The organism is Vagococcus sp. WN89Y (assembly GCF_052220145.1).
In the GTDB taxonomy this organism is placed as follows: Bacteria; Pseudomonadota; Gammaproteobacteria; order Enterobacterales; family Enterobacteriaceae; genus Kosakonia.
This window is the reverse complement of record NZ_JBQPOM010000029.1, coordinates 116,542-134,949: the sequence shown is the minus strand read 5'-3', so window position 1 is coordinate 134,949 and position 18,408 is coordinate 116,542. Positions and strand designations below refer to the sequence as shown.

Below are 18,408 nucleotides of genomic sequence, written 5' to 3'. Positions count from 1 at the left end.
GTTCTGATCAACTTAACGACGCCAGATAAGCTTGCGCACTGTCCAGTTTTTCAGCGCGTCGTCGGCAGGCATTAGCCCTTCAGGCCCGCTCCACTCGCCGCTAAACACATAGCTAATGTGCTGACTGCCCGGCGCTTTGCACTCCACGCCTTCGCTGTCGTCGCCCGTACCTTTCACGCAGTTGCCAAAGGCTTTGTCGTAAAGTTCGCTAAACGGCGTACCGATTTTCACGCCGCCGTCGGTGGCGATAGCATCATCCAGCACATCAATACGGCTGACGGTTCCATTTTCACCAGTAATTACCAGCGCCAGCTTGTCGTCATTTAACGCTTCGAAATAGCGCACGATAGCGCCTTTTTCAGTTTTCATGCCGCTACGCAGGCGATAGTCGCCGTCCAGCGCATCGTTGATCGCCTGCTCATTAAGCGGCGTACTGGCGGTGATATCACCCACACCGCGCTCGCTCACTTCAGCCGACGAACCAAACCAGTTCCACGGATTGGCCGACGACCAGTTGACCGCTGAGAGCGTTGAACAGCCGCTTAACGCCAGCGGCAGCGCACAGACAAAGAGACGCAGGGATTTCATGCACAGTTCCTTTCTTGTTCATTTAACGCCTGTTGGAGTGCGGCAAACGCAAACAGTTCAGTACTCTTCATCTTCGATAAGCCGTTTACCCAGCACCAGCACGTCAGACTGCTCATACCCCAGGCGCTCATACATACCGATGACCATATCGTTATCTTCGCGCACCATGATTTGCAGCTTCGGGCAGCCTCTGGCAATCAGCTTTTTCTCCAGCCGACTGAGCAGCGCATTGGCGATGCCGCGCCCGCGAAAATCCGGGTGCACGCCCAGATAGTAAGCGGAGCCGCGGTGTCCATCATAGCCGCCCATCACCGTCCCCACGACCTCACCGGCCACTTCAGCCACCAAAAACAGGCTCACATCGTGGTTCACTTTGCGTTCGATATCCATTTCAGGATCATTCCATGGACGCAGCAGATCACAGCGCTCCCACAGGGTGATCACTTCTTCGAAATCTTCCTGGCGAAAAACGCGTATCTCCATGGTATTTCCCACCTTTTGGTCATCAAAACAGGGATTATGGCGTGTAGCGCCGCCTTAGCCAATAAGCAGCGTCATTTGTGCTGAAAAATGGCATACTATCACTCTGTCACGCATTGAAATGAAAAGTAAAACAATAATTCAAGCGTACAGTCGCAACGGCGAACACTGTACGATATAACATCAGGTTCCATCGATAACACGATTCAGGCTGTATGAGCACCTTTAAACCATTAAAAATACTCACATCGCGCCGTCAGGTTTTGAAAGCGGGCCTTGCCGCCCTGACATTATCCGGCATGTCTCGTGCAATCGCGAAAGACGAGCCAGCATTAAAAACCACCACCGGGCACAGTAAACCCAAAGCCAAAAAAGCCGGCGCCAGGCGCATCGTAATGCTTGATCCTGGCCACGGCGGCATCGACAGCGGCGCCATTGGCCAGCGCGGATCAAAAGAGAAGCATGTGGTGCTGGCGGTGGCCAAAATTGTTCGCGCAAAGCTGCGGGCAAAAGGTATTGACGCCCGCCTGACGCGCAGCGACGACACCTTTATTCCGCTGTATGACCGCATAGAAATCGCCCATCAGCACGGCGCGGATCTGTTTATGTCTATCCATGCTGATGGTTTTACCAACCCAAATGCGGCAGGCGCGTCGGTGTTTGCTCTCTCCAACCGTGGCGCAAGTAGCGCGATGGCAAAATATCTCTCGGAGCGGGAAAACGCCGCCGATGACGTTGCGGGCAAAAAAGTACGCGACAAAGACCATCTGCTGCAACAAGTGCTGTTTGATTTAGTACAAACCGATACCATTAAAAATAGCCTGACGCTGGGTTCGCACATTATTAAGCAGATTAAACCGGTGCACCGTTTGCATAGCCGCCATACGGAGCAGGCCGCGTTTGCGGTGCTAAAATCTCCCTCCATCCCCTCGGTGCTGGTGGAGACCTCGTTTATCACCAATCCGGCGGAAGAAAAATTGCTTGGCACCGCTGCGTTTCGGCAAAAGATTGCCGGTGCTATCGCCGACGGCGTGCTGAGCTATTTTAACTGGTTCGATAATCACAAAGCCCATACGAAGAAACGCTAATGACAACACCCGATGTAACGCCGGTAAAAAACGCGCTGCTTAGCCTGCAAGATGAGATCTGCCGCCAGCTTTCGGCGATTGACGGCGCGGCCTTCACCGAAGATGAGTGGCAACGCCCGGCAGGCGGCGGCGGGCGCAGCCGCGTATTGCGCGACGGCGGCGTGTTCGAACAGGCTGGCGTGAATTTTTCCCACGTGCATGGCGACGCCATGCCTGCCTCGGCCACGGCGCACCGCCCGGAGCTGGCAGGCCGCAGCTTTGAAGCGATGGGCGTCTCGCTGGTGGTACACCCGCGCAACCCCTATGTGCCGACAAGCCATGCCAACGTGCGGTTTTTTATTGCCGAGAAACCCGGTGCCGAGCCAGTGTGGTGGTTCGGCGGCGGTTTTGATTTAACGCCCTTTTACGGCTTTGAAGAGGATGCCATCCACTGGCATCGCACCGCGCGCGCGCTGTGTCAGCCGTTTGGTGAAGAGGTCTACCCGCGCTATAAAAAGTGGTGCGATGACTATTTTTACCTTAAGCACCGTGATGAGCAGCGCGGCATCGGCGGGCTGTTTTTTGACGATCTGAATACGCCGGACTTTGATAGCTGCTTTGCATTTATGCAGGCGGTGGGCAACGGTTTTATCGACGCGTATCTGCCAATTGTCGAGCGGCGCAAAGCCACCCCGTGGGGCGAGCGCGAGCGCGAATTCCAGCTCTATCGCCGCGGGCGCTACGTGGAGTTTAACTTAGTCTGGGATCGCGGCACGCTGTTTGGTTTGCAAACCGGCGGGCGCACCGAGTCGATTTTGATGTCGATGCCGCCGCTGGTGCGCTGGGAATACAACTACCAGCCCGCCGGGGGCAGCCCGGAAGCGGCGCTGAGCGAGTTTATCAAGGTGCGTGACTGGGTGTAGATGCTGGCCGGGTTTCCCCGGCCAGACGGTTTATAACGGCTGGGTTTGCGCTTCCACTACCGCCAGCGCTACCATATTGACGATACGGCGAACGGAGGCGATAGGGGTGAGCACATGCACCGGTTTGGCAACACCCATCAGCACCGGCCCGACGGTAACGCCTTCGGAGCTGGAAACGCGCAGCAGATTGTAGCTGATACGCGCCGCTTCGACGTTAGGCATAATTAAAATATTCGCCGCGCCTTTCAGCGTGCTGTCCGGCATACGCTCCATGCGAATGCTCTCATCAAGCGCCGCATCGCCGTGCATTTCCCCATCAATCATCAGATCCGGCGCCTGTTGGCGCACCAGCGCCAGCGTATCGCGCATTTTCACCGCCGCAGGCGTGTTCGAGGAGCCAAACTGCGAGTGGGAAAGCAGCGCCACGCGTGGTTCGATACCAAAACGGCGCACCGTTTCCGCCGCCATAATAGTTATCTGCGCGAGCTGCTCGGCGCTGGGGTCTTCATTAACGTAGGTGTCAGCGATAAACGTGTTGCCGCTTGGCAGCAGCAGCGCGTTCATCGCCCCGGCGGTGTGCACATTGTCGCGATAGCCGAAAATCTCCCGCAGTACGCCAAAATGCTCCTGATAATCACCAATGGTGCCGCAAATCATCGCATCCGCTTCACCACGGTGCACCATGATAGCGCCAATCGCCGTGGTGCTGCTGATAACCGCGCGCTGCGCCTGCTCCTGGGTGATCCCCCGGCGCTTCATAATAGAAAAATACGCCGTCCAGTACTCTTTAAAGCGCGGGTCGGACTCGTTATTCACTATCTCAAAATCCACACCGGCACGGATTTGCAGCCCCAGTTTCTGGATGCGCATCTCAATAACACCCGGACGGCCAATCAGGACAGGCTTCGCCAGCCCCAGCGTGACCAGTTCCTGGGTCGCATGCAGGACGCGCGGCTCCTCTCCTTCTGCCAGTACGACGCGCTTCGGCGCACTGCGCGCCTGCGAGAAGATAGGCTTCATAAACAGGTTGGTTTTATAAACAAACTCGGTGAGCTTATCAATGTAGGCATCGAAATCCGCAATGGGTCGCGTCGCCACGCCTGACTCCATCGCAGCCTTCGCCACCGCTGGCGCGATTTTCACAATCAGGCGCGGATCGAACGGTTTCGGGATCAGGTAATCCGGGCCAAAGCTCAGATCCTGATCGCCATAGGCCGAGGCCACCACTTCACTCTGCTCGGCGTGCGCCAGCCCGGCAATGGCGTGAACCGCCGCCAGTTTCATCTCTTCATTGATTGCCGTGGCACCCACATCCAGCGCGCCACGGAAGATAAACGGGAAGCAGAGCACGTTATTAACCTGATTTGGGTAGTCAGAGCGCCCCGTGCAGATAATCGCGTCCGGGCGCACCGCTTTGGCGAGATCGGGCAGGATCTCCGGCTCCGGGTTAGCCAGCGCCAGGATCAGCGGCTGGCGCGCCATCTCTTTGACCATCTCCGGCGTCAGCACTTTTGGCCCAGAGCAGCCGAGGAAGATATCCGCCCCGGCCACCACGTCTGCCAGCGTGCGTTTGCCGTCATCGTCAACCGCGTATTCCGCTTTGGTTTGCGCCATATTTGGCTCGCGACCTTTATAAATAACGCCTTTCGAGTCGCACACCACAATATTGTGCTTCTGCATACCGAGCGCCACCAGCAGGTTCATACAGGCAATGGCCGCCGCACCTGCGCCGGACACCACCATGCGCACATCGGACAGGTTTTTCTCCACCACGCGCAGGCCGTTTAAGATGGCGGCGGTACTGATGATTGCCGTACCGTGCTGATCGTCGTGGAACACCGGAATGTTCATGCGCTCGCGCAGCTTCGCTTCGATATAAAAGCACTCCGGCGCTTTGATATCTTCCAGGTTGATACCGCCAAACGTGGGTTCCAGCGCCGCCACCACGTCAATGAGTTTATCCGGGTCCTGCTCGTCCACTTCGATATCGAACACATCAATACCGGCAAATTTCTTAAATAAAACGCCTTTGCCTTCCATTACCGGTTTACCGGCCAGCGCGCCGATGTTGCCAAGGCCAAGTACGGCGGTGCCGTTTGAAATCACCGCCACCAGGTTGCCGCGCGCGGTGTATTTGTATGCTGCAAGCGGGTCTTTTTCTATCTCAAGGCAAGGTGCAGCCACGCCCGGAGAGTAAGCCAGTGCCAAGTCTCGCTGGGTCGCCAGCGGTTTAGTCGGAGAAACCTGAATCTTCCCCGGCCGGGGGAACTCGTGAAAATCGAGGGCACTTTGTTTTAAGTTGTCGTCCATTTGATGGTTCCTTTCACGTTGTTTTCAGAGTAATAAAGCGTGATAACGCGCCCAAAGCGTCGTCCAGTATGGTCTCTGTTTGCTCATCAAACTTTGAACATAGCCAAAATCTTGTTATTCCATATACAAATTTGTAGTGCCTTTCTCACATCTTCGTTACCAGCTGCTCACGGCAGGGTAAACACCTATCTGCTATGCTTTTTTGTTATGCGCCTCTCATTCTCACAAAAGTGCGAACGAAAGCACTCCGACAACACACTGCTTTTTAAGGAGTTATTTTCATGAATCACTTAGACGGTCTGAAACAGTTCACCACAGTCGTTGCCGACAGCGGTGATATTGAATCCATTCGTCACTATCAACCTGAAGATGCCACCACTAACCCCTCCCTGCTGCTGAAAGCCGCCGCGCTCGATCACTTCGCACATCTGATTAAAGACGCCATCGCCTATGGCAAAGCGCGCGGTGAAACCCAGGAGCAACAAGTTGCGCAAGCCTGCGATAAATTAGCGGTGAATTTTGGTGCGGAAATTCTGAAAAGCATCCCCGGGCGCGTTTCAACCGAAGTGGACGCCCGCCTCTCTTACGATAAAAAGAAAAGCATTAATAAAGCGCGCCGACTTGTTCAGTTGTATGAAGAACAAGGTATCGATAAGTCACGCATCCTGATAAAGCTTGCCTCAACCTGGGAAGGTATCCGCGCGGCAGAGGAGCTGGAAAAAGAGGGTATTCACTGTAACCTGACGCTGCTCTTCTCGTTTGCCCAGGCCCGTGCCTGTGCAGAAGCGGGCGTGTTTCTGATTTCACCATTCGTCGGGCGTATTTACGACTGGTATAACGACCGTAAACCCCTGGACCCGTATGTGGTTGATGAAGATCCCGGCGTGAAATCCGTGCGCAATATCTACGACTACTTCAAGCAACACCGCTATGAAACCATTGTGATGGGCGCGAGCTTCCGTCGCACCGAGCAGATCCTCGCACTGGCAGGCTGCGATCGTCTGACTATCTCCCCGGCGCTGCTAAAAGAGTTGCAGGAGCAAGAAGGCACCGTTGAGCGCAAACTGGTGCCGCCGGGCCAGTCTTTCCACCGCCCGGCGCCGATGACCGAAGCGGAGTTTCGCTGGGAGCACAACCAGGACCCAATGGCCGTCGAGAAACTGGCAGATGGCATTCGCCAGTTCGCCGTTGACCAACGCAAACTCGAAGATCTGATTGCCGCCAAATTTTAACCCTTTGCCACGGAGTGAACTATGTCTCGTACCGAGCTTGCCAACGCTATTCGCGCCCTGAGTATGGACGCGGTGCAAAAAGCCAATTCAGGCCACCCTGGCGCCCCGATGGGGATGGCAGATATCGCTGAAGTGCTGTGGAACGATTTTTTACAGCACAACCCGGCCGACCCGACCTGGTATGACCGCGACCGTTTTATCCTGTCTAACGGTCACGCCTCGATGCTGCTCTATAGCCTGCTGCATCTGAGCGGTTACGATTTACCGCTCGAAGAGCTGAAAAATTTCCGCCAGCTTCATTCCAAAACGCCGGGGCACCCGGAAATCGGCTACACGCCGGGCGTGGAAACCACCACCGGGCCGCTCGGTCAGGGGCTGGCTAACGCGGTCGGGCTGGCGATTGCCGAGCGTACGCTGGCAGCGCAGTTTAACCGCCCGGGTCACGATATCGTCGACCACTATACCTATGTCTTTATGGGCGACGGCTGTCTGATGGAAGGCATCTCCCACGAGGTCTGCTCGCTGGCGGGCACGCTGGGCCTGGGCAAACTGATCGGTTTTTATGACCATAACGGCATCTCTATCGACGGAGAAACCGAAGGCTGGTTTACGGACGATACCGCCAAACGTTTTGAAGCGTACCACTGGCATGTGATTAGCGAAGTTGACGGCCATTCGCCGGAAGCAGTGAAAAAAGCCATTCTCGAAGCGCAAAGCGTGAAAGATAAACCGTCGCTGATTATCTGCCGCACGGTGATTGGTTTTGGCTCACCGAACAAAGCCGGGAAAGAGGAGTCGCACGGCGCGGCGCTCGGCGAAGAAGAAGTGGCGCTTACCCGGCAGAAACTGGGCTGGAAACATGCAGCCTTTGAGATCCCCAAAGAGATTTACCAGGCATGGGATGCCCGCGAGCGCGGCGCAAAAGCCCAGCACGCGTGGAATGAAAAATTCAACGCCTGGAGCAAAGCTTACCCGGAGCTGGCGGCAGAGTTTACGCGGCGCATGAGCGGCGGCCTGCCGGAGTCCTGGGAGAGCATCACCAGCGAGTGGATCAACAATTTGCAGGCGAATCCGGCAAAAATTGCCACGCGCAAAGCCTCGCAGAACACGCTGAACACCTACGGCCCGGTATTGCCGGAACTGCTCGGCGGCTCTGCGGATCTGGCCCCCAGCAACCTGACCATCTGGTCTGGCTCCAAATCGCTCAAAGAAGATCCGGCGGGGAACTACATCCATTACGGCGTGCGCGAGTTTGGTATGACCGCCATTGCGAATGGTATCGCCCATCACGGCGGCTTTGTGCCGTATACCGCCACCTTCCTGATGTTTGTTGAGTACGCCCGCAACGCGGCGCGGATGGCAGCGCTGATGAAAGCGCGGCAAATTATGGTCTACACCCATGATTCAATCGGTCTGGGCGAGGATGGCCCGACCCACCAGGCGGTCGAGCAGCTTGCCAGCCTGCGCCTGACGCCAAACTTCAGCACCTGGCGCCCGTGCGATCAGGTCGAAGCGGCGGTGGGCTGGAAGCTGGCCGTTGAGCGGCACAATGGCCCGACGGCGCTGATCCTCTCACGCCAGAACCTGGCGCAGATGGATCGCACCCCGGAGCAGGTTAAAGCTATCGCGCGCGGTGGCTACATCCTGAAAGATTGCGACGGCACGCCGGATATCATCCTGATAGCCACCGGTTCAGAAATGGAGATCACCGTAAAAGCAGCGGATCAGTTGCGTGGCGAAGGGCATAAAGTGCGCGTGGTGTCGCTGCCGTCTACCGATATTTTTGATGCGCAGGACGAGGCGTGGCGTGAGTCGGTGCTGCCGTCTGACGTGAACGCGCGCGTAGCGGTGGAGGCCGGGATCGCCGATTACTGGTATAAATATGTCGGCCTGAAAGGGGCCATTGTCGGTATGACCGGTTATGGTGAGTCCGCCCCGGCGGAAAAACTGTTCCCGTACTTCGGCTTTACCGTTGAGAACGTGGTGGAAAAAGCCAAAGCGGTACTCCGTCGTACGCAATCAGCGAAATAAAGGTTTAGTCCCCGGCGAAGGTCGGGGATTTTTTTGCTTAGCGCGTGACCCAAAGCGTCGGCCAGGCTTCCGGGCCGTGCCAGTTATCGCAGGTTGGCTCCTGGGCATAGCGCACCAGGCGAAAGCGCTGGCCGTCAAAACGCCAGCGGGTGGAAATCCCGCAATCGGCCAGAGCACGCCCTTTGCTGAGCGTTGTCAGCTCACGCGTTTTCTCATCAAACACCGGGTTCATCAGCTCCATCTCATCGTTGCCATTGTCCGGCGTAAACGGCAAGCGTAGCCGCACAGGCCGCGAGGAGAGTGGTTTTTCCCGCGATACCAGCCAGGCCAGATCCACGGTGTTATACGCGCCCTGCTCACAATCAATTATCAGTAACGCTTTATCATCGGTCAGCGCCGTTACGCGCACCTCACGGCGCATCGGATCGAGTGAACACTGGCTGTTATTCAACCGCCAGTTCGCGTAATCCAGCAGAGCGTTTAGCTCCTCCGTGGTCAGCGGCGTCGGTGTCGGATTCACCAGCGCCACCTCTTTTAGTGCAGGCGCTGGCGGCACGCTCAGCGGCGGCTCGTCACCTTTTTTGACCCATGCTGTTTCGCTGCCCAGCCGCTTTTGTTGAGCATCAATAAACAGCAGCGCCCCTTGCAGCCCGCTAAGCGAAATGCTTTGCTGACCGTCCTGTAAGGTAATGGCCTGCCCGTGCTCGATGGTTTTTAAAAACGCGGTGATAACCTCAGGGTCATCGGTCATCATGTGCCATGCGGTGATTTGCCAGTGCTCACCTTCCGGCAGCAGAGGCTGGCCGTCGAGTAACAAACGCGTGGCGATGGGCGGGTCTTTTACCGGCGGGCGCGATTTGCTGCCTAAATCGATACGCAGTGACGCGGCGGTTCGCGCGCCTGCGCTACGGGTCAGCGTCATCACCAGACCCTGGTGTTCGCCAATATTGCGCGTCACGCAGAAATTTTGGTTATTACAGGTGACTTGCCAGTCAGAGAACGTTTTTTGTGCAGGTGCCGCCCACAGCAACGGTGCGGTAACAAGACCGACAAACAAAGCAAAGACGCGGCGATAACGCATGGCAGTCACAACCCCGGAAGTAGAGACGCTGAGATCGCGTATGTTCTATCTCCGGCGTTGCTGACTCAATAAGATTTATCGGATAGATACATGTAAAATGCAGGTTAATAATCTTTAAAATTCAGTCCATTAGACCAGACGTTTGCAGGTATTGCAGCAAAATCACGGCCTTGCCGTCGCGTATCTCCCCGCGTTTCATCATCGCTATCGCCTGTTCAAAGGGCAGCTCCAGCACTTCGATATCTTCATCCTCCACGCCGCCGCCGTTATTTGCCCGCTGCGCTTCGCTGTATTCAGCCACGAAGAAATGCACAATTTCCGTAACCCCGCCTGGTGACATATAAAGCTCGAACACTTTACGCACTTCACCAACCTGAAAACCGGTCTCTTCGATAGCTTCTTTACGGATACAGACTTCCGGCTCATCGTTATCCAGCAGCCCGGCGCAGGTCTCTATCAGCAGACCCTCCTCGTTACCGTTCACCCAGGTGGCGATGCGAAACTGGCGGATCAGCAGCACGCTGCGTTTTTCACGGTTATAGAGCAAAATGGTCGCGCCATTTCCCCGGTCATACACTTCGCGCTTATGGCGCACAACTTCCCCATTCTGACGGGTCAGATCGTAGGTGATATTGCGCAGGATAAAGTAATTTTCAGAAAGGATTTTATCTTTTATAACGTTTATTTTCAGCGACATACAGGCTCCGTAACGCTTACAACTGTGCATTATATTACGCCCGCAAGCCTGTTTTGTCGCCAGGACTTTAGTGTTTATCGGGCAGGGAGACGCCCAGCCAGTCCATGATGCCCTGTGCTGCATGGCGCCCTTCTGCCATCGCGGTGACCACCAGATCGGCGCCGCGTACCGCATCGCCACCGGCGAAAATTTTCGGGTTACTGGTCTGATAACGGTAAGGGCTGTCCACGCTTGCCGCAATCCGCCCCCAGTCATCCACGCGCACGCCTTCACTCTCCAGCCACGGCATGGTGTGCGGGTTAAAACCAAAAGCCATGATCACCGCATCAGCTGGCATCACAAACTCACTGCCTGTAATAGGCTGCGGGCGGCGACGCCCTTTCGCATCCGGCTCACCCAGTTGGGTTCGCAAAAACCGTACACCGCATACCTCGCCTTTCTCGTTCAGTTCAATATTGACCGGCTGCACATTGAATTCAAATTCCGCCCCTTCATCACGGGCGTTTTTCACCTCTTTTTTCGAGCCGGGCATATTGGCCTCATCGCGGCGGTACGCGCAGGTGACTTTGCCCGCGCCATGACGCAGCGCGGTGCGTACGCAGTCCATCGCCGTATCCCCGCCGCCAAGCACCACGACATTGCGCCCGGCCGTATTGATAAAGGGTTGCGCGTCATCTTCCGGCAAGCCCATCAGCTGGCGGGTATTCGCGATAAGAAACGGCAAGGCGTCATACACCCCGGCGGCGTCTTCATTGGGCAGGTTGGCCTTCATCGAGCGATACGTCCCGACGCCGACAAACACCGCGTCGTACTCTGCCAGCAGCTGTTTGAGGGCAATATCTTTACCAATCTCGCTGTTCAGCTCAAAACGAATGCCCATGGCGCTGAAGATTTCCCGACGGCGCGCCAGAAGCGACTTGTCCAGCTTAAAGGCCGGGATACCAAAGGTCAGCAGGCCGCCGATTTCCGGGTGGCGGTCAAAAACGGTGGTGCTGACGCCGTGGCGGGCAAGCACGTCTGCGCAGGCCAGGCCCGCCGGTCCCGCGCCAATGATAGCAACGCGTTTATCCAGCGGCTGAATATGCCCAAGATCCGGTCGCCAGCCCTGCGCCAGCGCCTGGTCGGAAATGTATCGCTCGATATTACCGATAGTCACCGCGCCATACTCATCGCGCAGGGTGCACGCGCCTTCGCAGAGCCTGTCCTGCGGGCAAACGCGACCGGTCACTTCCGGCAGGCAATTGGTCTGATGCGAAAGCTCGACCGCGCCTGCGATATCGCCCGCTTTAACCCGCTCGATCCACTGGGGAATATGGTTATGCAGCGGGCAGGTCCATTCGCACACGCTATGCTCGCCGCATGTGAGGCAGCGCTGAGCTTCACGCCCGGCGGTGTCTGCCTGAAAAGGCAGGTAGATTTCCTCGAAACCGGCCTTGCGTGCCGCCAGCGGAAGTTTATCCGGCTCGCCACGGGCGGGTGTGCTACGCATCTGGCGCACTTTGCTGTCATTAACCCCTTGCGTAAGCGCCGCCACGCTTTGCCACGGCTGGGCTTCATAGCTGGCGGTGCGTAAACGGCGGGCTTTGGAAAGATTGGCCAGCGCATCGCTGTTGACCAGCGCCAGCGCATCCGCCGGGCAATTTTGCACGCAGGCCGGGCCTTCTTCACGACCAGCACAAAGATCGCACTTATGCGCGCTCGCGTTGACGCGCCCTTGCCCGGCAGGCGTCACCAATACCTGCATGGTGCCAAACGGGCAGGCCACGACGCAGGACTTACAGCCAATACACTTTTGCTGGTTTACCTGCACAGAATCATCAACCCGGCTTATCGCATCGTTCGGGCAACTGCGGGCGCACGGCGCATCTTCACAATGATGGCAGGTGACCGCGCTGCGCTGCTGCTGCTGTTTAATGACTGTGATGCGAGGGTGAAACGCAGCGGCGCTCAGCACATGTTGCTCAAGGTTGTGTGCCATCACGCAAGCGACTTCACAGGCACGACACCCGATACATTGCTGGCTGTTGGCCATAATAAAACGATTCATGGCACCCTTCTTTTCTGCTTAAATAAACCTTATGCTTTCTATGTGTAGTGTATTTACCGGGCTAATAAATCACTGGCAATGTCCATTTGCACAGAAAGGTTATTTATTTGTCACGAACATGTAGCAGATCAATTTATTTCACCATTTTTGAAAAGTTATTTCATTCGATGAGCGTCCGGGTTGCCCTCTGCCGCACGTGACATCAGGGATTGGGAACCGCTTTTGTGAGAGTCAAACGCCCTGTTTCATCCAGCCTCGCCAGCGCGTTTTTTTACATCGTACTGCTGTCGCTCTTATCAACCGGTGTCGCGCTTATGACCCTTGCCAGTAGCCTGCGAGATGCAGAAGCCATCAACATGGCCGGGTCGCTACGTATGCAAAGCTATCGGCTTGGATACGATCTCAACCAGAGCCCGCCGGACTTAACCCTGCACCGCCAACAGTATCTGCAGGCCCTCAATGCCCCGGTGCTGCAAAACCTGCAGCGCTGGTACGTGCCGCGTGAAGTGCAGCAGCGCTATGGGCAACTGCACAAAAGCTGGCAGGAGATGGACAGCCGGTTACAGGCAGGTGATGTGCGGTGGTATCAAAACAATATTCAGCGCTACGTCGGGCAAATCGATCTGTTTGTGCTCACCCTCCAGCACTACGCTGAGCGTAAAATGTGGCTGGTGGTGGCCATCTCGTTACTGGGCGCGCTCGGCATTCTCGCGCTGGTGTTTCTTACGCTGCGCTGTATTCGCCAGCAGGTGGTCATCCCGCTAAATCAATTGGTTATTGCCAGCCAGCAGCTTCAGCAAGGGCAATTTAGCCATGTGCCGCTCAATAACCATCTGGATAACGAACTCGGTCTGCTGGCGACGACCTTTGACAGAATGACGAACGTGCTGTTTAAGCTCTACCGGGAGCTTGAAAGCACGGTGGAAGCACGAACCCAGGATTTGCATGAAGCGCACCGTCGCCTGGAGGTGATGTACCAGTGTTCGCAGGCGCTTAATACCAGCCAGATAGACGCGATGTGCCTGCGTCACGTGCTGCAAATTGTTTATGCCTGCGAAGCGGCCAACTTTCTTAAGCTGGTGGTGGATAACGAAGGGGTTATTCAGCAAGGAGAAGCGGACCCGGCGCTGGCAGTAAACGTGCAGCCTGTGCATATGCAGGACCGGCTGATGGGCGAACTGCACTGGCAGAGTCGGCAAATGGAAACGGCGCTGCCGCTGATGCGAAATATCGCCACCATTCTTGGCCGTGGTTTGTACATTAATCAAACGCAGAAAGATTACCAGCAACTGATGCTGATGGAGGAGCGCGCCACGATTGCGCGCGAGCTGCATGATTCGCTGGCCCAGATGCTCTCGTATTTGCGCATTCAGCTGGCGCTGCTAAAGCGTGCGGTGCCGGAGGATAACGACTCTGCGCAGAGCATCATCGCTGATTTTTCGCGCGGGCTGAACACCGCTTATCAACAGTTGCGTGAACTGCTCACCACCTTTCGCCTGTCGCTGCAACAGCGCGATCTTCCTTCTGCGCTTCATGAAGCGGTACAGGTGCTGCAAACCCAGAGCCGCGCGAAAATCACCCTCGACTGTCGCCTGCCTCCGCTGGCGCTGGACGCGCAGCAACAGATGAACGTGCTGCAAATCGTGCGTGAAGCGGTCATCAACGCCATCAAACACGCGAAAGCCAGTGAAATCACGGTGCGCTGTGTGACAGACGCAAACGGGTTACATTCTGTTTATATTCACGATAACGGCACCGGCATTCGCAGCACTGCGGAACCGCAAGGTCATTATGGGCTGGAAATCATGCGCGAACGCGCCGGGCGGCTGGAAGGAACGCTTGAAATTACTGCACCGGCGAGCGGTGGAACGCAAATTACCCTGCGCTTTCCGGGCGCGGGGCATCGATTAATGTAAAGAAAAGCAAAGTAAACTCAGCACAAAATGTTTAAAACTGACGTAATAACGCGTTAGACAGTTTATGCTGTAATCGAGGGGAAAAATTTACACTTTATCCTTAATTTCTCCACGATTGTTTCAGCTATTACCGCTACATTTGGCGCAACTTCTCACTATAACGATACGCAGCAATAGAGGTCTGGTTTCTAATGGCGAATTTTTTTATCGATCGCCCCATTTTTGCCTGGGTGCTGGCGATCCTCATCTGTCTTACGGGGACGCTTGCCATTATCTCCTTGCCGGTTGAGCAATATCCCGACTTAGCCCCGCCCAACGTTCGCATCACCGCAAACTACCCAGGCGCATCTGCACAAACGCTGGAAAATACCGTCACCCAGGTCATTGAACAAAACATGACCGGGCTTGATAACCTGATGTATATGTCCTCGCAAAGCAGCGGCACCGGCCAGGCTTCGATAACGCTTAACTTTAAAGCCGGAACGGACCCTGACGAAGCCGTGCAGCAGGTACAAAACCAACTCCAGTCAGCAATGCGCAAACTGCCGCAAAAGGTGCAAAACCAGGGAGTAACGGTGCGTAAAACCGGTGATACCAACATTCTCACCATCGCCTTTGTCTCGACAGACGGTTCGATGGATAAGCAGGATATTGCCGACTATGTGGCCAGTCACCTTCAGGACCCGCTTAGCCGTGTTAACGGTGTCGGGGATATTGACGCCTACGGCTCGCAGTACTCAATGCGCATCTGGCTTGACCCGAACAAACTCAACAGTTACCAGCTCACCACCAAAGATGTGACCGATGCTATCGCCTCGCAGAACGCGCAAATCGCCGTCGGCCAGCTTGGCGGTACGCCGTCAGTAGACAGACAAGCGCTCAATGCCACGATTAATGCCCAGTCGCTGCTTCAGACGCCGGATCAGTTCCGCGACATCACGCTGCGCGTCAATCCGGATGGTTCAGAAGTGCGTCTGGGCGATGTGGCCACCGTCGAGCTGGGCGCTGAAAAGTATGACTATCTCAGCCGCTTTAACGGCCACGCTGCGTCCGGGCTTGGCGTGAAACTTGCGTCAGGGGCCAACGAGATGGCCACTGCCGAAGAGGTCATCAAGCGGCTTGACGAACTGGCGCAATTCTTCCCGCACGGGCTGGAATATAAAGTCGCCTACGAAACCACTTCGTTTGTTAAAGCATCGATTATCGACGTGGTCAAAACGCTGCTCGAAGCAATTTTGCTGGTTTTCTTTGTGATGTATCTGTTTTTGCAGAACTTTCGCGCCACGCTGATTCCTACCATTGCGGTGCCGGTGGTGCTGCTTGGTACCTTCGCGGTGCTGTATGCGTTTAATTACAGTATCAATACCCTGACCATGTTCGCGATGGTGCTGGCTATCGGTCTGCTGGTGGATGACGCTATCGTGGTGGTGGAAAACGTCGAGCGTATTATGAGCGAGGAGGGTCTCTCGCCACGCGATGCGACGCGTAAATCGATGGGGCAAATCCAGGGCGCGCTGGTCGGGATAGCGATGGTGCTGTCGGCGGTGTTTGTACCGATGGCCTTCTTCGGCGGCACAACGGGCGCTATCTATCGCCAGTTCTCGATTACCATCGTCTCAGCGATGGTGCTCTCGGTGCTGGTGGCGATGATCCTCACCCCGGCGCTGTGCGCCACGTTGCTAAAACCGCTGCATAAAGGTGAGCAGCACGGGCAAAAAGGCTTCTTCGGCGCGTTTAACCGTATGTTCAACCGTAACGCGGCGCGTTATGAAACCGCAGTCGGCAAAATATTACACCGCAGCCTGCGCTGGATAATTATTTATGTGCTGCTGATAGGCGGCATGGTGGTGCTGTTTCTTCGCCTGCCGACCTCGTTTCTGCCGCTCGAAGACCGCGGTATGTTTACCACGTCTATCCAGTTGCCAAGCGGCGCTACACAGCAGCAGACGCTGAAAGTGGTGCAAAAAGTGGAAGACTACTTTTTCACCCATGAAAAAGAGAATGTGGCATCGGTGTTTGCCACCGTTGGCTCTGGCCCTGGCGGCAACGGGCAAAACGTGGCGCGTATGTTTATCCGCCTGAAAGACTGGGACGCGCGCGACCCGGATAGCGGCACCTCTTTCGCGATTATCGAGCGTGCCACAAAAGCGTTCAGGCATATCAATGAAGCGCGGGTGTTTGCCAGCAGCCCACCGGCCATCAGCGGCATGGGCAGTTCTGCCGGGTTTGATATGGAGCTACAGGATCACGCCGGGGCCGGTCACGATGCGCTTATGGCCGCGCGCGATAAGTTAATCGAGCTGGCCTCGAAAGACCCGGCGCTGACCCGCGTTCGCCATAACGGTCTTGACGACAGCGCCCAGCTGCAAATTGATGTCGATCAGCGTAAAGCCCAGGCGCTGGGTGTATCGATTGATGATATCAATGACACCCTGCAAACCGCCTGGGGATCGAGCTATGTGAATGACTTTATGGATCGCGGTCGGGTGAAAAAGGTCTATGTGCAGGCGGCAGCGAAATACCGCATGCTGCCGGACGATATCAACCTGTGGTATGTGCGTAGCAACAGCGGCAAGATGGTGCCTTTCTCCGCGTTTGCTACCTCGCGCTGGGAAACCGGCTCGCCACGGCTTGAGCGTTACAACGGTTATGCGGCGGCGGAAATTGTCGGCGAAGCCGCGCCGGGCGTCAGCACCGGTACTGCGATGGACGTCATGGAAAGGCTGGTGCAGGAGTTGCCGGTCGGCTTTGGGCTGGAGTGGACAGCGATGTCCTATCAGGAACGTCTCTCCGGCGCGCAGGCTCCCGCGCTGTATGCCATCTCGCTGCTGGTGGTGTTCCTGTGTCTTGCCGCGCTCTATGAGAGCTGGTCGGTGCCGTTCTCGGTGATGCTGGTGGTGCCGCTTGGCGTTATCGGCGCGCTGCTGGCAACCTGGCTGCGCGGGCTGGAGAACGATGTCTACTTTCAGGTCGGACTGCTGACGGTGATTGGCCTGTCGGCCAAAAACGCGATATTGATTGTCGAGTTCGCTAACGATATGAATGCTAAAGGCGAAGATCTGCTGGTCTCAACGCTGCATGCCTGCCGCCAGCGCCTGCGGCCTATTCTGATGACCTCGCTGGCGTTTGTCTTTGGCGTACTGCCGATGGCCACCAGCAGCGGCGCTGGTTCCGGTAGCCAGCACGCGGTTGGTACAGGCGTGATGGGCGGGATGATTTCCGCCACCGTGCTGGCTATCTTCTTCGTACCGCTGTTCTTTGTGCTGGTGAGAAGGCGCTTTCCCCTGAAAGAACGGGTGAAATAACACGGGCAATAAAAAGGCGAACCATTATTGTTCGCCTTTTTTAATCTATTAGTTCGCCTGGTAATTATTTTCGAAGCATGCCTTCGATAAAGTCTTTCCAGTTTCCCAATTCACGTTCAATCATACCGACCTCTCTTATAATTGCGTCCATTTTACTCAACCCTCCTTTGGCTGTGAAGATAATTTAATCAATCGCTTCAATTGCTGTTGGCTGGGCTTTTTCAATAGCGCCAGATCACTATGAACCGATTTGGGTCGATTTAATGTGAGGTACTGCACTCTTCTAATTAGTTTAAGTTTAGGTGAAATTAAACAAAAAGATCGCTTTTTATGTTACCCAAGTATTATTACCGTGCGAATGATTTTAATGATGTTTGTTATATTCTAATAATTTGCATGAATGTATTAAACAAAGACAAAAGCATTCACCATGATAATGATGCACGGTATTAAAAAAGATTTAAAAAAAGTTTACTGATTTAAAATAATTACTAAAAATCAATTGGTTATATGAAATCTTTTTATGCAGCTCAGCAAGCGCTGAAGGTGAGCAACATTCTTTCACCTTAAGTGAAATGCATCGTTATTCTGTTGGCCTGTATACTTCCGAACAACGTTAAAAGGATAATCCCTTCATTACAGCGTGATGCGCAAATCCAGCTACTTACCCAGCACACATAGAATCAGGCGAGATTGCACAGAAATGTCGACGCTTATCGGGTAAGAAACTG

At 55.3% G+C, this 18,408-nt stretch carries 13 protein-coding genes; 6 read left to right on the top strand and 7 right to left on the bottom strand.

Annotated features, from left to right (window positions below):
* Positions 1-12: 12 nt before the first annotated feature.
* Together ACTU3N_RS11635 and ACTU3N_RS11630 are read right to left on the bottom strand one after the other, a co-directional pair.
* Complete coding sequence (locus tag ACTU3N_RS11635) at positions 13-588, bottom strand: RpoE-regulated lipoprotein (protein ID WP_443086293.1); 576 nt, start codon at positions 586-588, stop codon at positions 13-15.
* Between the two features lie 57 nt (positions 589-645).
* Complete coding sequence (locus ACTU3N_RS11630; protein ID WP_443086292.1) at positions 646-1,071, bottom strand: GNAT family acetyltransferase; 426 nt, start codon at positions 1,069-1,071, stop codon at positions 646-648.
* A 212-nt stretch (positions 1,072-1,283) separates the two neighbouring features.
* Here ACTU3N_RS11630 and amiA point away from each other — a divergent pair, with 212 nt between their 5' ends.
* Entirely contained in the window at positions 1,284-2,156 is an 873-nt protein-coding gene (gene amiA / locus ACTU3N_RS11625) for an N-acetylmuramoyl-L-alanine amidase AmiA (protein WP_443086291.1), read from the top strand.
* The gene (hemF, locus tag ACTU3N_RS11620; protein ID WP_443086290.1) at positions 2,156-3,058 is read left to right on the top strand and encodes an oxygen-dependent coproporphyrinogen oxidase; all 903 of its coding nucleotides are present in this window, start codon (positions 2,156-2,158) and stop codon (positions 3,056-3,058) included. The genes amiA and hemF overlap by 1 nt, the downstream gene beginning before the upstream one ends.
* A gap of 30 nt (positions 3,059-3,088) precedes the next feature.
* Here the strand turns inward: hemF and maeB are convergent, their stop codons facing one another.
* A complete protein-coding gene (gene maeB / locus ACTU3N_RS11615; RefSeq protein WP_443086289.1) occupies positions 3,089-5,368 on the bottom strand; it encodes an NADP-dependent oxaloacetate-decarboxylating malate dehydrogenase in 2,280 nt (759 codons plus the stop codon).
* Positions 5,369-5,649: 281 nt separating this feature from the next.
* On the opposite strand from maeB, the gene tal reads away from it, so the two are divergent.
* Together tal and tkt are read left to right on the top strand one after the other, a co-directional pair.
* Positions 5,650-6,600: a transaldolase gene (tal, locus tag ACTU3N_RS11610; protein ID WP_443086288.1), complete on the top strand. Its 951-nt coding sequence runs from the start codon at positions 5,650-5,652 to the stop codon at positions 6,598-6,600.
* 21 nt (positions 6,601-6,621) lie between these two features.
* Complete coding sequence (tkt, locus tag ACTU3N_RS11605) at positions 6,622-8,631, top strand: transketolase (protein WP_443086287.1); 2,010 nt, start codon at positions 6,622-6,624, stop codon at positions 8,629-8,631.
* Positions 8,632-8,668: 37 nt separating this feature from the next.
* Here tkt and ACTU3N_RS11600 read toward each other — a convergent pair whose 3' ends face one another.
* The 3 genes from ACTU3N_RS11600 to aegA all read right to left on the bottom strand — a co-directional run bounded on the left by ACTU3N_RS11600 (position 8,669) and on the right by aegA (position 12,456).
* Positions 8,669-9,712, bottom strand: a complete 1,044-nt coding sequence (locus ACTU3N_RS11600) for a DUF1176 domain-containing protein (protein WP_443086286.1) — start codon at positions 9,710-9,712, stop codon at positions 8,669-8,671.
* A gap of 121 nt (positions 9,713-9,833) precedes the next feature.
* Positions 9,834-10,409, bottom strand: coding sequence for a GDP-mannose pyrophosphatase NudK (gene nudK / locus ACTU3N_RS11595; RefSeq protein ID WP_443086285.1), 576 nt, complete (start codon positions 10,407-10,409; stop codon positions 9,834-9,836).
* 67 nt (positions 10,410-10,476) lie between these two features.
* The gene (aegA, locus tag ACTU3N_RS11590) at positions 10,477-12,456 is read right to left on the bottom strand and encodes a formate-dependent uric acid utilization protein AegA (RefSeq protein WP_443086284.1); all 1,980 of its coding nucleotides are present in this window, start codon (positions 12,454-12,456) and stop codon (positions 10,477-10,479) included.
* A gap of 224 nt (positions 12,457-12,680) precedes the next feature.
* On the opposite strand from aegA, the gene narQ reads away from it, so the two are divergent.
* Together narQ and acrD are read left to right on the top strand one after the other, a co-directional pair.
* The gene (gene narQ / locus ACTU3N_RS11585) at positions 12,681-14,372 is read left to right on the top strand and encodes a nitrate/nitrite two-component system sensor histidine kinase NarQ (RefSeq protein WP_443086283.1); all 1,692 of its coding nucleotides are present in this window, start codon (positions 12,681-12,683) and stop codon (positions 14,370-14,372) included.
* A gap of 191 nt (positions 14,373-14,563) precedes the next feature.
* A complete protein-coding gene (gene acrD, locus ACTU3N_RS11580; protein WP_443086282.1) occupies positions 14,564-17,677 on the top strand; it encodes a multidrug efflux RND transporter permease AcrD in 3,114 nt (1,037 codons plus the stop codon).
* A 64-nt stretch (positions 17,678-17,741) separates the two neighbouring features.
* Here acrD and ypfM read toward each other — a convergent pair whose 3' ends face one another.
* Entirely contained in the window at positions 17,742-17,801 is a 60-nt protein-coding gene (gene ypfM, locus ACTU3N_RS11575) for a protein YpfM (protein WP_015572204.1), read from the bottom strand.
* Positions 17,802-18,408: the final 607 nt, after the last annotated feature.

Excerpts from the sequence above, each read along its gene's own strand:
- tal (WP_443086288.1), top strand. The coding sequence starts at position 5,650 with ATGAATCACTTAGACGGTCTGAAACAGTTCACCACAGTCGTTGCCGAC.
- maeB (WP_443086289.1), bottom strand. The coding sequence starts at position 5,368 with ATGGACGACAACTTAAAACAAAGTGCCCTCGATTTTCACGAGTTCCCC.
- ACTU3N_RS11635 (WP_443086293.1), bottom strand. The coding sequence starts at position 588 with ATGAAATCCCTGCGTCTCTTTGTCTGTGCGCTGCCGCTGGCGTTAAGC.
- nudK (WP_443086285.1), bottom strand. The coding sequence starts at position 10,409 with ATGTCGCTGAAAATAAACGTTATAAAAGATAAAATCCTTTCTGAAAAT.
- ACTU3N_RS11600 (WP_443086286.1), bottom strand. The coding sequence starts at position 9,712 with ATGCGTTATCGCCGCGTCTTTGCTTTGTTTGTCGGTCTTGTTACCGCA.
- acrD (WP_443086282.1), top strand. The coding sequence starts at position 14,564 with ATGGCGAATTTTTTTATCGATCGCCCCATTTTTGCCTGGGTGCTGGCG.
- ACTU3N_RS11630 (WP_443086292.1), bottom strand. The coding sequence starts at position 1,071 with ATGGAGATACGCGTTTTTCGCCAGGAAGATTTCGAAGAAGTGATCACC.
- hemF (WP_443086290.1), top strand. The coding sequence starts at position 2,156 with ATGACAACACCCGATGTAACGCCGGTAAAAAACGCGCTGCTTAGCCTG.
- aegA (WP_443086284.1), bottom strand. The coding sequence starts at position 12,456 with ATGAATCGTTTTATTATGGCCAACAGCCAGCAATGTATCGGGTGTCGT.
- amiA (WP_443086291.1), top strand. The coding sequence starts at position 1,284 with ATGAGCACCTTTAAACCATTAAAAATACTCACATCGCGCCGTCAGGTT.
- tkt (WP_443086287.1), top strand. The coding sequence starts at position 6,622 with ATGTCTCGTACCGAGCTTGCCAACGCTATTCGCGCCCTGAGTATGGAC.